This window comes from Chryseobacterium sp., from assembly GCF_008014695.1.
GTDB lineage: Bacteria > Bacteroidota > Bacteroidia > Flavobacteriales > Weeksellaceae > Kaistella.
Window position 1 is genome coordinate 603,472 of the sequence record NZ_VOXE01000001.1, and the last position, 13,648, is coordinate 617,119.

A 13,648-nucleotide genomic window follows, 5' to 3' on the forward strand; every position below is an offset into this window, starting at 1 on the left:
GTAATTTTTGTAAATTTGGAAGCTGTCAAATCAACATTCAGGATTGAAATTATGGATTGGAAAACCGTTTTAGAACCCATCAAAAATTCAGATTATTTTGAAATGCTGTGGAAAAAAGTGAAGGAAGAATATGCTACAGCAAAATGTTTTCCACCGAAAAACCAGATATTCCGGGCGCTGGAACTCACACCATTTGAAAAAATAAAAGTCGTAATTATCGGCCAGGACCCTTATCATAACGATTATCAGGCGAACGGACTTTGCTTTTCGGTCTCCGAAAATGTGGCGACACCGCCGTCCCTCAAAAATATTTTTACGGAACTTCAGGATGATCTGGGAGTTGTAAGAACAAAAAAAGAGCTCGATGATTGGGCAGAACAGGGTGTTTTATTATTGAATGCAACCCTTTCGGTGAAAGCACATGCTCCGAATTCACACAAAGATCTGGGCTGGGAAAAGTTTACGGATTTCATCATCAAGGAGATTTCAGATCAAAAAGAAAATGTGGTATTCGTTTTATGGGGCGCATTTGCACAAAAAAAGGAGGAACTGATAGATTCCTCCAAACATTTTATCATTAAATCAGCACACCCGTCGCCGTTTTCTGTTTACCGTGGTTTTTACGGGAGCAAACCTTTTTCAAAAATCAATGATTTTCTGAAATCGAAAAATCTAGAAATTATTTCCTGGTAGCGCCGCCCCGAGCGGTCGGGTCTATCGTATTTGATCCGTCTTTAACGATGGTAATGCCTATTTTGTAATTTCCTGAAAGACTTTTAAAACCTCTGGACTCCGTTGGATAAGGTTCTACATTTACTAAAGTGATTCTATAACCGTTAAAAAGAGTGGATTTTGAGTAACCTTTTGATGGCATATCCAATGTTGACAAAGTTATAGTTCGCGGTCTTGTGTATGTTCCCATCAGCTCAATTTCCGCAGTAGCAACTCCTTGCCAAATACAGTTTACTCCTGTCGGACAGCGGCTGTCTTCTGTCATTTTTTTGAAAGTAACATTCATTTCGTACTCGCTCAGGAAACGGTTTTCTCCTTCTTTAAAAAAAATGGCCGCCCTTTTTCCGCTTTGTACAGAACGGGAAGCCGATTTGCCAGTCACATTCGGATTTGAAACCGACGAAACATTTCCGGTATGCTTACCAGGAGAAACCTGACTCTTTTCTTTTGGAGTTTTTGCTTCGGGTACTGCATCAGTTTCTGCGATTGCTTCCTGTTCTTTTGAAGTGGAATCCGGAGTTAATGTTTTCACGGATCCAGAATTTTCTGTTGATGTGGTGACAAGATCCGAATTTTTTTCAGTGTTTTTGGTGCTGCACATGGCTAAAGTTAGTACAGAAGCCCCTGTTAATATGAGTTTATGAAGCATTGTTTTAATTTTTAATAATATCAATCACAACTACCAAAAACATTGCCAAACCAACAATGAAGTTGAAGGCCGTACCGTAGAGAAATCCGATAAAAGCTCCTTTTGTAGAGTTCCAGGCCTTCTTTCTGTCGCTCGCATCATGAAGAAGTTCCCCGATAAATACACCTGCAAACATTCCGATTAAAAAACCGAACGGAAGCGGGATAAAAAACATTCCTATCAAAGTTCCGATCACGGAACCGATGCTTCCCCAACGCGTGCCGCCATATTTCCGGTTTGTTTTTGCAGGAATCACATAATTCAGTACGACTGAAACCGCTGTAAGAAGCACGAAAATCCAGATATAAACCATTGAAAGTGGGGTATCGGTCCCGAATTTATAAATCAGTAATCCGCATAAACTGAGCAGTAACCCCGGAAGAACCGGAAGAAAAGTTCCAAGAATTCCGAGAATGAGCAGAATGATACTCGCTGTTTGAATAAGGCCGGTGTCCATATGTTTTTATTTTGTTAAAAATACTTATTAATAAATGAATCACAAACAGTTTTCTTATTTTTGCATTGATGAAAGACGAATTACAACAGACCAAAGATTTAATCACGGAAATCAGCGATGCGGTTCATTATTTTGTGGTGGATAATATCTCTGATGAATGGATGGTTTTAGTCAGTGTAAAAGTATTGTTGCTTACCGCTTTTATTTTTTTCATCGATTTTTTCCTCAAACTTCTGGTCCGCATTTTTCTCGCTACGTTTAAAGACGAGGAGAAACATCCTGTTTTTAAGGCTTTGTATACCTCGAAAGTCATCAACTCGATGGCACATCTTGTCGCAATGATGATTGGCAGATTTGCCCTGTATTCTGTTTTTTCAAGGCGCCATCCTGAAAGTTTTGCCGTTCTGGACAGGCTTATGGAAGTTGCCGTTGTTTTAATCGTTGGTGGAATGGCCCTGCGGGCAATCAAAGCGGTCGAAAATTATTACTTCTATAAAAAAGATTATTACAGGATTGTGGCGTTGCGCGCAATTTCGCAGACCTTGCGGATTTTTGGAAGCTTCATCTTTGCAGTCATCATCATCAGTATGGTATTCGGAATCAGTGGGGCGACTATTTTAGGAAGTCTCGGAGCGATTACCGCGGTATTGGTTTTGGTTTTTCGGGACACGATTCTCGGTTTCGTAACCGGAATTCATGTCGCCACATCACAAAACATGAAAGTGGGAGACTGGATTGGCATTCCAAAATACAATCTGGAAGGCAATATCCTCGACATTAACCTGCTAACAACCAAAATCCAGAATTTCGACAAAACCATTTCCACCATTCCGACCTACGATTTACTATCAACGGAGATAAAAAATCTTCAGGTGATGGCTGAAAGCAATACCCGGAGAATCAAAAGATCCATTATTTTCAACATCAATTCCTTTACATTTCTGAACCGTGAGACTATAGAAAAGCTGGAGAAAATTAATCTCATTTCTGATTATCTGGAACAGAAAAAAAATGAAATGATCGCGGAAAGAGAATCCATCCCAAATTCCGAACTGCTCATCAACGGAAGACAGCTTACCAATATTGGCGTCTTCCGGGAATATGTTTTCAACTATCTTAAAAAAAGCGAACATATTGATCAGGAAGGGACACTTTTAGTCAGACAGCTCGAAAATACACCGCAGGGAATGCCTCTGGAAATCTACTGTTTCACCAATAATTCCGAATGGTCGGGCTACGAAGAAATTATGGCCGATATTTTCGATCATTTGCTAGTGGCTTCCAAGGAATTTAATCTCGAAGTGGTACAGTTCTCAAAAATCGCAAATTGAAATGACAAAACTCAGTGTAAATATCAACAAAATTGCCACCCTGCGAAATGCCAGAGGCGGCGAGTTCCCAAGCGTTACGGAAGCTGCGGTGAAACTGCAGGAATTCGGAGCCCAAGGAATTACCATTCATCCGCGTCCGGACGAGAGGCACATCACACGAAAAGATGTGTACGATCTGAAACCGCTTGTTTATACCGAGTTTAATATTGAAGGAAATCCGCACCGTTCTTTTATTGATATGGTTCTTGAAGTAAAGCCGGAGCAGGTGACTTTGGTTCCCGATGCTGATGATGCCATTACCTCAAACGCCGGTTGGGACTGCGAGAAACATGCAGGTTTTTTAAAAAATGTCATCGCTGAATTTAAAAATGCCGGCATCAGAACTTCTGTATTTTTGGATCCCGATCCGCAAATGGTAAAATTTGCCGCTGAAACCGACACCGACCGGATTGAACTCTATACCGAGTCATACGCTAAAAATTATTCGGAAAATAAAGAAGAGGCGATAAGACTATACATTGAAACGGCTTCGGAAGCACAAAAATACAGACTCGGAGTAAATGCAGGACATGATTTAAGCCTTGAAAATCTGAAATATTTTGCAGACAATATCCCGAATCTGCTTGAAGTATCCATCGGGCATGCCCTTATCTCGGAAGCTTTGTATATGGGAATGGAAAATACTGTTCAGGCCTATCTTAAAAGGCTGGCAAAATGGTAAAAATCGCTTTATTGTTGACCATAAAAACTGATTAAATGGAAATTCTGCACTCAAAAATTTACGGAGAAGAAAAATCCGGAACACCGCTGCTTGTTTTTCACGGACTTTTCGGAATGCTCGATAACTGGGGCAGTTTCGGGAAAGAAATGGGGGAGTTTTTCCCTGTTCATTTAATTGATTTAAGGAATCACGGAAAAAGTTTTCATTCCGAAGAAATGTCGCACGACGATCTTGCGCACGATATTTCACATTACATGGAAGCCCACAATCTACAGAAGGTCAATCTTTTGGGCCACTCATTAGGCGGAAAAGCCGTGATGCAGTTTGCAATAAAATATCCGATAAAAGTAGGGAAACTCATCGTCGTTGATATTGCTCCGAAAGCATATCCTCCGCATCATCAGGGAATTATCAAGGCACTTGAAAGTGTTGATTTTCAAAAACTCACAACACGCCAGGAAGTGGAGGAATCATTGAAACAATACATTCCTGAGAAATCAGTCATTCAGTTTCTGGCAAAAAGTCTTTACTGGACCGCAGATAAAAAACTGGCGTGGCGTTTCAACCTTCACACGCTTTCAGAAAAATACGATCAGTTTGTTTCCAATGCGATTAAATTCGGCGTTTTTACCGGCGAAACACTGTTTATCGGCGGCGAAAAATCCAATTATATTCTGCCTCAGGACGAATTTCAGATCAAACAGCAGTTTCCGCATGCATCGGTAGTCACGATTAAAAATGCAGGACATTGGGTTCAGGCGGAAAACCCCACCGATTTCAATGAAGTGGTAAAGGATTTTCTTTCAGAAAACAGAATCGATTAAATATCAAATAACCGCTCATGATTTTAGTTACCGGTGCAACAGGAATTCTCGGAAGAGTAATCGTTTTGGAATTGCTGAAGCGCGGAAAGGTGGTTCGCGCCACGAAACGAAAATCAAGCGATCTTAAAGAAGTCCGGAATTCCTTTAAATTTTACACCGAAAATCCCGATGACTTTTTCAGTAAAATTGAATGGACTGAGGTGAATTTCGATACCCTCGACTCACTGCATAACGCCTTAAAAGGGGTAGAAGAAGTCTATCATTGCGCGGCGAAAGTCAGTTTTCATCCCGGATCGCGGAAGGAAATGTACGAAACCAATATTGTAGGCACCAAAAACCTGTTGTATGCATGCGAAAATTCTTCCGTCAAAAAGTTCTGTTTTGTGAGTTCTGTAGCGGTTTTGGATGGTGTTAACGAAGACGGAAAACTCGACGAAAGCTCCGATTTCAATTCCAAAGTGGAGCACTCGCCTTACGCAAAATCAAAACATTTTGCCGAAATGGAGGTGTGGCGTGCTTCCGCAGAAGGCCTGGACACAGTGATTGTAAATCCGGGAGTCATTCTCGGAAGCGGAAACTGGAATTCAAGCAGCAGCGAAATTTTCAGCACTTTCGAAAAATATCCGTATACCATGAGCGGAACCACATCTTATGTTGACGTGCGCGATGTGGCAAAAATTTGTGTTGATTTAATGGAGCAAAATGTGTTCGGTGAAAGATTTATTCTGATTTCAGAAAACCGAAAATATTCGGATATTGCCGATGCAGTCCGGAAAAAATTAGGAAAATCAAGAGCAAAAATACTTTCCCAATCCATATTGGATTTCGGTTATGTTTTATACCTACTTTTCGGCTGGCTTTTCCCAAAACTCAGGATGATGAACCGCCAGAATCTGGACACCGTCACTTCAGAAAGTGTGGTTTCCAATGAAAAAATACTCAAAAAATTGAATTATCAGTTCATTCCGGTTTCGGAAAGTATTGATTTTCACCTCCATAACTATATTTCCGATAAAAACGCTAAATAATGCTGATGAATATTGCTGATTTTCTGAATATCAATGCCGAAAAATACGCCCAAAAACCCGCTATTGGATACAAATCTAAAGAGAAATGGAAGGAACTGAGCTGGAAAAAGTTCAGAAACATGGTGTTTAAGACAGCAAATGCACTGAAAGAAGCAGGAATTGAAAAATGCGACCGCGTTGCCATTTATTCTGACAATTCTGCGGAATGGATTACTTTTGACCTAGCCGTGCTGGCTCTCGGAGCGGTGACGGTTCCTGTATATTCAACAAACAATCAGGAGCAGACCGCCTATATTTTGGAAGATTCCGAAGCCAAAATGATCCTGGTCGGAAATCAGGAACAGTACAATTCCTGCTACGAAATATCACAGAAAAGTGATTTCTTAAAGAAGATTATTGTGGCCAAAAAAACGGTTTGGAATATCAATGAAGGCAGTTCGTATTTCGAAGATTTCATCAGTAAAAGCTCAGATCTGTTTGAAATCTGTCCGAAAAACGAAGACGATCTTGCAACCCTTATTTACACTTCCGGAACAACGGGTATTCCAAAGGGTGTCATGCTGTCGCACGGAAATTTCAAAAAATGTTTCGATGCCCATTTCGACTTTTTCAAATTTAAAAACTTCGAAAATGAACACTCCCTGGCTTTTCTACCTTTAAGCCATGTTTTTGAACGCAGCTGGACACTCCTTTCCCTTTATGGCGGCGCAAAAGTTTCCTTTTTGGAAAACACCAAGCTCATTGCACATACTTTAATGGAAATTAAACCGACGATGATGTGTGCAGTGCCGAGATTTTACCAGAAAATTTATTCCGGAGTCAATGAAGCGGCAAACGGAGGATCCGGAACAAAGAAGAAAATTTTCGTCTGGGCAATGAGTGTGGGAAGTGAAGTGGCAGAGCTGAAAAGAACCAATAAAAATATTCCAATTGGTTTAAATCTTAAAAATGCTGTTGCAAACGCGCTCGTTTTTCAGAAAATTAAAAATAAAATGGGTGGAAACCTCTGGTTTATGCCCTGTGGAGGCGCTTCTATTTCTCCTGAAGTGACGCGTTTTTTTGATGCGATGGGCATTCACCTGACCGTTGGGTACGGTTTGACGGAAACGACCGCAACTTTAACCGCATTTCCCTTTACAGGATACAAACACGGCAGCGCCGGGGTCCCTTTGGGCGATACTCAGATAAAAATCAGTGAAAACAGTGAAATCTTCGCCAAAGGAAGTGGTATTATGAAAGGCTATTATAAAAAACCGCAGGAAACCGCTGAAGTTTTTACTGAAGACGGATGGTTCAAGACAGGCGATGCCGGAGAATTCGACGAAAACGGAAATCTCACAATTACCGACCGGATCAAGGATCTGATGAAAACCTCGAACGGAAAATATATCGCTCCGCAGCCCATCGAAAACATGCTTTCCAACAACAGCCTGATCGAGCAGGTAATGGTCGTTGCTGAAGGAAAGCCCTTCGTTACGGCGTTGGTTGTTCCCAATTTTGAGTTTTTAAAACTGCAGCTGGAAAAACTGAATATCCCTTTTACTTCCTGGAAAGAAATCGTAAACCTGCAACAGATTAAAGACCTTTATCATCAGCATATTGAACAGGTCCAGGAGCATTTATCAGGTTTTGAAAAAGTGAAAAAATTCGCCTTGATGGCCTCAGAATTCGAAATCAGCAGCGGTGAAATCACCCCGACTTTAAAAATCAAAAGAAATACAGTCCTCAAGAAATATGAGGAATTGATCGATAAAATGTACGCTAAATAATTTAAGTTAATTTGAATTTTCTCCACATAACAAAAATATGGAAAACGAATTTTTAGGAAATAAAATATTTGAGGTCTACAGCCAAACCGTTTCAGCAAGCTGTCCTTCCAACATTGCTTTAATCAAATATTGGGGGAAATATGCTGACCAGATTCCGGCAAATCCGAGCATCAGTTATACGCTGAACAACTGTAAAACCAATACTTCTATTGAATTTCTTGCGGGAGAAAAATTCTCTGTTCGGACTCTTTTAGCCGGAAACGAAGAACCCAAATTTGCTGAAAAAATTGAAAAGTATTTCAGAAATATCGAAAAATACCTTCCCTGGATTCTGAAAGGGAAGTATATTATTAAAACCGAAAATACTTTTCCCCACAGTTCGGGAATTGCCAGTTCTGCTTCCGGTTTTGGAGCCATTGCAAAATGCCTCATGGAACTTGACGGATATTTTTCGGGCAAACTTGCAGATGAAATCATCATTAAAAAAGCGAGTTTTCTCGCCAGATTGGGTAGTGGAAGCGCCTGCAGAAGTCTTTATAATGGATTGGTGGTTTGGGGAAAAACTGCTGAAGTAGAAAACAGCTCTGATCTTTTCGCGGTTCCGTATCCGGACAAAGAAATCCACTCTGCATTTAAAAATTTCAATGATTGGGTGCTTCTTATTCACGAAGGGGAAAAATCTGTCAGTTCGACGGTGGGACATGGTCTCATGAAAACCAATCCTTATGCAGAAAGAAGGTTTCAGGAAGCGCATGAAAACTTTAAAATTTTAAAGGAAATCCTGAGAACAGGCGATCTGAAAAACTTTATCAAACTTGTTGAACATGAAGCATTGACGCTTCACGCGATGATGATGATGAGTGATCCTGCCTTCATTCTGATGAAATCCGGCACGCTGGAAGTCATCAATAAAATCTGGGAATTCAGAAACACAACAGGTTTGCCTTTATTCTTCACTCTGGATGCAGGAGCGAATGTGCATTTGTTGTTTCCAGGAGATAAAAGCGAAGATAAAATCAAGGAATTTATTATAAAAGAGCTGCTTCAGCATACCCAGAATAATGGGGTAGTGAAGGATGTGATGAGATTTTAGTCATTTTTTTGTTAAAAAACTTGAAAAGTAAAAACTTTAATTCTTTAAAATGAAAATCCACCACATTGCCATTATCTGTTCTGATTATGAAGTTTCCAAGAAATTCTACACCGAAATTTTGGGACTTAAAATCCTGCGCGAAGTGTACCGTAAAGAACGGCAGTCATATAAACTCGATTTAGGCATCGAAAACAATTATATCATCGAACTTTTTTCTTTTCCGAACCCGCCGGAACGGCCTTCAGATCCAGAAAGCTGCGGACTCCGGCATCTGGCTTTTTCCGTAGAAAATGTGGAACGGAAAAGGGATGAACTGTTGAATAAGGGACTAGACTGCGAAGAAATCCGCGTGGATGAATTTACCGATAAAAAATTCTTTTTCACTCAGGATCCGGATCGCCTGCCACTGGAATTTTACGAATCGTAATTACAGACCGCTGCATCAATGGGCAAAACCCATCATGAAGCTGAAGACCATGATTCCCAGAACGATCAGCGACACCACCACGTAGGTGTAATCTTTTTCTTTAAGATAACCAATCAGCGCAAAAATAATCCGCATGAGTGGGGTGAAAATAAGAATCAGTATACCGAGCTGAATAATGGCCATTCCTTCAAATTTACCCAATGAGATCCAGAAATCATGGAGAATATTACCACCTCTGTTTTCAAGGGATTCATAATTTTTAGGCATTTTGAAACCTTCCAGAAAAAGTTTGATGAAACCAAAGAGTGAGACCACTACGGATATCATGACACCCAACCGGAGTAAATTTCCGATTGACCTGTTTAAATCCAAATCTGTAAAATGGCGTTTCATTTATTTAAAATTATGGCTGATTCCGTTGTACATCATGTAGATTGAAAGAATGGTCACTACGATTGCGAAAACAGCTTTCAGTTTTTTAGTTTTTGAAACCATCAGTGTTTTTGAGCCGATATAGCTTCCAACCACCACCCCGATCAGCACCGGTGCGACAATTACCGGAATGATTTCCCCGCGCTGAAAATAAATTAGGGAACTGGCCACTGCCGTAACGCCAATCATAAAATTGCTCGTTGTTGTGGAAACCTTAAACGGAAGTTTCATAATATTATCCATTCCGAGAACTTTTAAAGCGCCAGAACCGATTCCCAGAAGTCCCGACATCACTCCGGCGAAAGCCATCATCAGAAATCCTGAAACGGTATTACGCGCAGAATAACTTTTCATAACCCCTTTATCCGGAAAACTGCCGTAAAGTTTCAGCCTTTCTTCTAAACTTCCCTTGATCAAAGGCTCCTGATGATCGGGTTTTTTCTTTAAACTTAAAATTACCGTCACAATTAAAATGCTCGCGAAAATGATTCCGATGGTGTTGGCATTCAGATATCCCGAAATTAAGGCACCAACTATTGCTCCGGACGTGGTGGCGATTTCCAAAAACATCCCTATCCTCATATTTGTAAATCCTTCTTTAACAAAAGCGACTGCAGAACCTGAGGAAGTTCCAATAACCGAAATAAGTGAAGCACCAATTGCATAATGCATTGGAACACCAAAACCCAGCGTCAATAAAGGAATGATGATTACGCCGCCTCCCAGTCCCGTCAGCGAACCGAGCAAACCGGCTGAAACCGCTCCGAAAAACAGAATTAATATTTCCGACATTTCACAAAGTTATGAATTTATTAGTGTTTTAGGGGTTTCTAAGATGAAAAAAATGATAAGGATTATTTTTCTGGTTGTATAAACTGCCGTCTATCTTCAGCGATTATCTGATTGCTCCTTTTTACCTTCCCCAATCAATTCCTGTACTTCCTCAGCCTCTTCAGTATCGAGTATTTTAACGTCTTTCTCCTGCTGCTTGTCTCTGTGATTAACCTGAAATTCACAAAGAATCGGGAAATGGTCTGAACCGATGTATCCAAGTGTTTCAAGTTTTACGACAAAAATCTCGGGACTGTGAAACAGCAGATCCAGCGGAACACGAAAAAACCAGTATTTTGCATGAAAAGTAGCTAGAATTCCCCTTCCAACACGGGCATCAATCAGTTTGCTGGTTTTACGGAAAAGGATTGAGGTTTCGGACCAGGCAACGGTATTGAAATCACCGATGACCATGGAAGGAAGATTGTTTTTCTGGACTTTTTTAGCCACGCAGAGCAGGTCCCCGTCACGTTCCTTGGAGGTTTTTTCTTCAGTCGGGCTTGGCGGCGGTGGGTGAACTGCAAAAATCACAAAATCGTATCCGTCGGATGTCTGAAGGTACACTTCTATGCTAGGTAAATCGTCGGCAACAAAAAAATGAATTTCAGCCTTCAAAAACGGAATCTTCGAGTACAAATGCATTCCGTAAGTGTTGTCAAGGGTCATTTTCTGCGTATACGGATAATCTTTTTCAAGGATTCGATTCGCATTTTCCCATGCGGAATTGCTTTCCATCGTGATGAAAATATCCGGCTCGTGTTCCAAAATGAGCTTTTGGAATTTTTCGAAATCTTTATTGAATTGATAAACATTTGCGGAGATCACTTTTACAGTCTCCGAAGAAGAAGATTTCTTAACAACCCGTTTTCTTCTGTAAAATTTCGTGTAACGGATCAGAATATAGAGATGGTAAACAATAAGTACCGACTGTATGGTATTGATGACCCAGAACCATATCGTCTTTTCAATAAAAAAAATACTCAGCCCCAGAACAATGACCTGCAGTACAAGCAACTGGATTTTCATAAATTCCGGCACGCGGAAGATCCAGTGCTGGTTTTTAGAAAAGGGGAGTACACTCAGAATGATGAGTACACCCGATAAAATGTTTAAAAAAAGTTCCATAGTTAGTATTGCAAAGTAAAAATAAAAAAACTTTATTTGTATGCTTTTGAGAAAAATCTTGAAAAAATAAGTCATTTTTGCGCCTTAAAGATTGCTTTTGTAATTTTGCCCGAACTTTAAGCAGTTCATCAAACACCAAAATGATAAACTTCATCAATTAAAATCAAGATTATGAAAATCGGAATTCTCGGAGGCGGACAGTTAGGCCGGATGCTCATACAGGAAGCATTGAAATATGATGACGAATGGTTTACGCTTGATCCGGCAAAGGATGCGCCTTGTAGCGGAATTTCCAATTTTACCGAAGGCAGTTTCAATGATTATGACACCGTTTTTGATTTCGGGAAAGGAAAGGATGTTGTTTCAATAGAAATAGAACACGTGAACGTAGATGCGCTTATGGAACTGGAGGAATGTGGAATCAAAGTAATTCCGAGTCCGCAAATTATTCAGACCATTCAGCAGAAAATCTTACAGAAAAAGTTTTATCTCGCCAATGACATTCCAAGTCCTGATTTTCAAGCGATTCAGCATAAATCTGAAGCCGATTTCCCTCTGCCTTTTGTTCAGAAAATGAATACTGGCGGCTACGACGGAAAAGGCGTTCAGGTCATTAAGACAGCAGAAGATCTTCAGAAATTATGGGATGTGCCTTCGGTCCTGGAAAGTCTGGTAGATATCGATAAAGAACTTTCCATCATTATCGCCATCACTGAAAACGGCGAAAGCCGCACTTTTCCGGTTACCGAAATGATTGCAGACCCAAAACTCAATCTGCTTGACTTTAATATCTGTCCCGCTGAAATTGATGAAGATGCAGAAAACCAGATCCGGAAGATCACTGAAAAATTTGCTGAAGCCGCTCAGTCTCCCGGACTTTTTGCAATTGAGCTTTTTCTGGATAAAAAAGGAAAAATTTGGGTGAATGAAACAGCTCCGCGGCTTCACAACTCAGGCCATCAGACACAGGAAGGAAACGCAAATTCTCAGTTTGAACAGCTTTACAGAGTTCTTAAAAATCTTCCGCTTGCAGATACGGGCAGTTTAGGTTTTTCAGGAATGCTGAATTTAGTGGGTGAAGAACACTTTTCGGGAAAAGTAAAATATGAAGGTCTGAATGAAGTACTGAAATTACCCAGAACTTACGTCCATCTCTACGGAAAAACTGAGACAAAACCGGGTCGGAAAATGGGTCATATCAATGTACTTGCTGATTCCAGACAGGATCTGATGGAAAAACTGGGACAGATTAAATCTATGGTAAAGGTGATTTCTTCTTAAACATTGTTTTTCGGTAATTCATGATGAAAACCCCGCTGATAATGAGCAGTGCAGCCAAGATAAATTTTACAGTAATTTCCTCATTCAAAACCAACCATCCCAGGAATATCGCAATCACAGTGTTTACATAAGAAAGCATAGAAACCTGCGTGGGCAGAAGTTTTTTCAGAGCATAATTAAAGGCGAAATAGGCAGTTACTGACCCAAAAAGCGCCAGGTATACTGTAGCCAGAATACTTCGCGTCGACCATTCTTCAAAATTGTAACTTTGAGAAAATGCGAAAGCAAAGATAACCTGTACAATGCCCGCAAAAGCAAACTGATAAAAGAGATTCAGAAACAGGTTTTCGTTCCGGTACTGTATTTTTTTGGTGTAAATCGTTCCGCCGGCCCAACCGCAGATGGCAAGGAAAAGCAGAAATATTCCGGACAGATAATCAGGATTTGTGAGATCTGAAATTCCGTTCCAGAAAATGAATACCACTCCAGTAAAACCGAATAAAATCCCGATGACAGAACGGTAAGAAAATTTTTCGAGGCCGAAAACCACACTTCCGATCAGAACCATTATCGGTGACATGGAACTAACGAGCGACGCCAGACTACTGGAAATATGCGCTTCCGCGACAGTGGTAAGGCCATTGGCAGTTATCAGCATCAAGGAGGAGAGCGTGATCTGTACCAGAAAATTCTTCCTTCCGATCCATTTCAGTTCTTTTTGGGAAATCAGGAAAATCAGCAACAGTAAAGCCGCTAAAAGCTGCCGGATTCCGGCTACAAACCAGGGGGGAATGGTTTCCACGCCAATCTTGATGCCGAGGAATGTGGTTCCCCAAACAAGCGCCACCGTTAAAACCGCTAAAACTAACTTTACATCTCTCGAAAAATTCACGGTGCAAAATTAGCTTT

The 13,648-nt window shown here is 40.6% G+C and carries 15 protein-coding genes; 9 read left to right on the plus strand and 6 right to left on the minus strand.

The window, feature by feature from the left end:
• Positions 1 to 51: 51 nt before the first annotated feature.
• Positions 52 to 693 (plus strand): uracil-DNA glycosylase, encoded by a 642-nt coding sequence (locus FUA25_RS02905; RefSeq protein WP_147755387.1) that lies wholly within the window; start codon positions 52 to 54, stop codon positions 691 to 693.
• Here the strand turns inward: FUA25_RS02905 and FUA25_RS02910 are convergent.
• Complete coding sequence (locus tag FUA25_RS02910) at positions 680 to 1,381, minus strand: hypothetical protein (RefSeq protein ID WP_147755388.1); 702 nt, start codon at positions 1,379 to 1,381, stop codon at positions 680 to 682. The two genes, FUA25_RS02905 and FUA25_RS02910, sit on opposite strands and share 14 nt — an antisense overlap.
• Before the next feature lie 4 nt (positions 1,382 to 1,385).
• Complete coding sequence (locus FUA25_RS02915) at positions 1,386 to 1,877, minus strand: DUF456 domain-containing protein (RefSeq protein ID WP_147755389.1); 492 nt, start codon at positions 1,875 to 1,877, stop codon at positions 1,386 to 1,388.
• Between the two features lie 68 nt (positions 1,878 to 1,945).
• Here FUA25_RS02915 and FUA25_RS02920 point away from each other — a divergent pair, with 68 nt between their 5' ends.
• Genes FUA25_RS02920 through FUA25_RS02950 form a run of 7 tightly spaced genes read left to right on the plus strand, consistent with a single transcriptional unit; the run spans position 1,946 to position 9,070 of the window.
• Positions 1,946 to 3,208, plus strand: coding sequence for a mechanosensitive ion channel family protein (locus FUA25_RS02920; RefSeq protein WP_147755390.1), 1,263 nt, complete (start codon positions 1,946 to 1,948; stop codon positions 3,206 to 3,208).
• Between the two features lies 1 nt (position 3,209).
• Complete coding sequence (locus FUA25_RS02925; protein WP_147755391.1) at positions 3,210 to 3,929, plus strand: pyridoxine 5'-phosphate synthase; 720 nt, start codon at positions 3,210 to 3,212, stop codon at positions 3,927 to 3,929.
• Positions 3,930 to 3,964: 35 nt separating this feature from the next.
• The gene (locus FUA25_RS02930; protein WP_147755392.1) at positions 3,965 to 4,753 is read left to right on the plus strand and encodes an alpha/beta fold hydrolase; all 789 of its coding nucleotides are present in this window, start codon (positions 3,965 to 3,967) and stop codon (positions 4,751 to 4,753) included.
• Positions 4,754 to 4,770: 17 nt separating this feature from the next.
• Positions 4,771 to 5,781, plus strand: a complete 1,011-nt coding sequence (locus FUA25_RS02935) for an NAD-dependent epimerase/dehydratase family protein (protein WP_147755393.1) — start codon at positions 4,771 to 4,773, stop codon at positions 5,779 to 5,781.
• A gap of 5 nt (positions 5,782 to 5,786) precedes the next feature.
• Entirely contained in the window at positions 5,787 to 7,550 is a 1,764-nt protein-coding gene (locus tag FUA25_RS02940; RefSeq protein ID WP_147755687.1) for an AMP-dependent synthetase/ligase, read from the plus strand.
• A gap of 37 nt (positions 7,551 to 7,587) precedes the next feature.
• On the plus strand, positions 7,588 to 8,643 hold the full coding sequence (locus FUA25_RS02945) for a diphosphomevalonate/mevalonate 3,5-bisphosphate decarboxylase family protein (protein ID WP_147755394.1): 1,056 nt from the start codon (positions 7,588 to 7,590) through the stop codon (positions 8,641 to 8,643).
• A gap of 49 nt (positions 8,644 to 8,692) precedes the next feature.
• Positions 8,693 to 9,070 (plus strand): VOC family protein, encoded by a 378-nt coding sequence (locus tag FUA25_RS02950; protein ID WP_147755395.1) that lies wholly within the window; start codon positions 8,693 to 8,695, stop codon positions 9,068 to 9,070.
• Positions 9,071 to 9,085: 15 nt separating this feature from the next.
• Here the strand turns inward: FUA25_RS02950 and FUA25_RS02955 are convergent, their stop codons facing one another.
• From FUA25_RS02955 to FUA25_RS02965, 3 genes are all read right to left on the minus strand, one after another.
• A complete protein-coding gene (locus tag FUA25_RS02955) occupies positions 9,086 to 9,463 on the minus strand; it encodes a DUF1634 domain-containing protein (protein ID WP_147755396.1) in 378 nt (125 codons plus the stop codon).
• On the minus strand, positions 9,464 to 10,294 hold the full coding sequence (locus FUA25_RS02960) for a sulfite exporter TauE/SafE family protein (RefSeq protein WP_147755397.1): 831 nt from the start codon (positions 10,292 to 10,294) through the stop codon (positions 9,464 to 9,466).
• Between the two features lie 96 nt (positions 10,295 to 10,390).
• Positions 10,391 to 11,458 carry an endonuclease/exonuclease/phosphatase family protein gene (locus FUA25_RS02965; protein WP_147755398.1) on the minus strand — a complete coding sequence of 356 codons (1,068 nt, stop codon included), beginning with the start codon at positions 11,456 to 11,458 and terminating at the stop codon, positions 10,391 to 10,393.
• Between the two features lie 171 nt (positions 11,459 to 11,629).
• Here FUA25_RS02965 and FUA25_RS02970 point away from each other — a divergent pair, with 171 nt between their 5' ends.
• Positions 11,630 to 12,739, plus strand: coding sequence for a 5-(carboxyamino)imidazole ribonucleotide synthase (locus FUA25_RS02970; protein ID WP_147755399.1), 1,110 nt, complete (start codon positions 11,630 to 11,632; stop codon positions 12,737 to 12,739).
• Here FUA25_RS02970 and FUA25_RS02975 read toward each other — a convergent pair.
• Positions 12,714 to 13,631, minus strand: a complete 918-nt coding sequence (locus FUA25_RS02975; RefSeq protein WP_147755400.1) for a DMT family transporter — start codon at positions 13,629 to 13,631, stop codon at positions 12,714 to 12,716. The genes FUA25_RS02970 and FUA25_RS02975 overlap by 26 nt on opposite strands.
• Between the last annotated feature and the right edge of the window lie 17 nt (positions 13,632 to 13,648).

Excerpts from the sequence above, each read along its gene's own strand:
- FUA25_RS02915 (WP_147755389.1), bottom strand. The coding sequence starts at position 1,877 with ATGGACACCGGCCTTATTCAAACAGCGAGTATCATTCTGCTCATTCTC.
- FUA25_RS02970 (WP_147755399.1), top strand. The coding sequence starts at position 11,630 with ATGAAAATCGGAATTCTCGGAGGCGGACAGTTAGGCCGGATGCTCATA.
- FUA25_RS02945 (WP_147755394.1), top strand. The coding sequence starts at position 7,588 with ATGGAAAACGAATTTTTAGGAAATAAAATATTTGAGGTCTACAGCCAA.
- FUA25_RS02910 (WP_147755388.1), bottom strand. The coding sequence starts at position 1,381 with ATGCTTCATAAACTCATATTAACAGGGGCTTCTGTACTAACTTTAGCC.
- FUA25_RS02940 (WP_147755687.1), top strand. The coding sequence starts at position 5,787 with ATGAATATTGCTGATTTTCTGAATATCAATGCCGAAAAATACGCCCAA.
- FUA25_RS02905 (WP_147755387.1), top strand. The coding sequence starts at position 52 with ATGGATTGGAAAACCGTTTTAGAACCCATCAAAAATTCAGATTATTTT.
- FUA25_RS02960 (WP_147755397.1), bottom strand. The coding sequence starts at position 10,294 with ATGTCGGAAATATTAATTCTGTTTTTCGGAGCGGTTTCAGCCGGTTTG.
- FUA25_RS02930 (WP_147755392.1), top strand. The coding sequence starts at position 3,965 with ATGGAAATTCTGCACTCAAAAATTTACGGAGAAGAAAAATCCGGAACA.
- FUA25_RS02950 (WP_147755395.1), top strand. The coding sequence starts at position 8,693 with ATGAAAATCCACCACATTGCCATTATCTGTTCTGATTATGAAGTTTCC.
- FUA25_RS02920 (WP_147755390.1), top strand. The coding sequence starts at position 1,946 with ATGAAAGACGAATTACAACAGACCAAAGATTTAATCACGGAAATCAGC.
- FUA25_RS02965 (WP_147755398.1), bottom strand. The coding sequence starts at position 11,458 with ATGGAACTTTTTTTAAACATTTTATCGGGTGTACTCATCATTCTGAGT.
- FUA25_RS02925 (WP_147755391.1), top strand. The coding sequence starts at position 3,210 with ATGACAAAACTCAGTGTAAATATCAACAAAATTGCCACCCTGCGAAAT.
- FUA25_RS02955 (WP_147755396.1), bottom strand. The coding sequence starts at position 9,463 with ATGAAACGCCATTTTACAGATTTGGATTTAAACAGGTCAATCGGAAAT.
- FUA25_RS02935 (WP_147755393.1), top strand. The coding sequence starts at position 4,771 with ATGATTTTAGTTACCGGTGCAACAGGAATTCTCGGAAGAGTAATCGTT.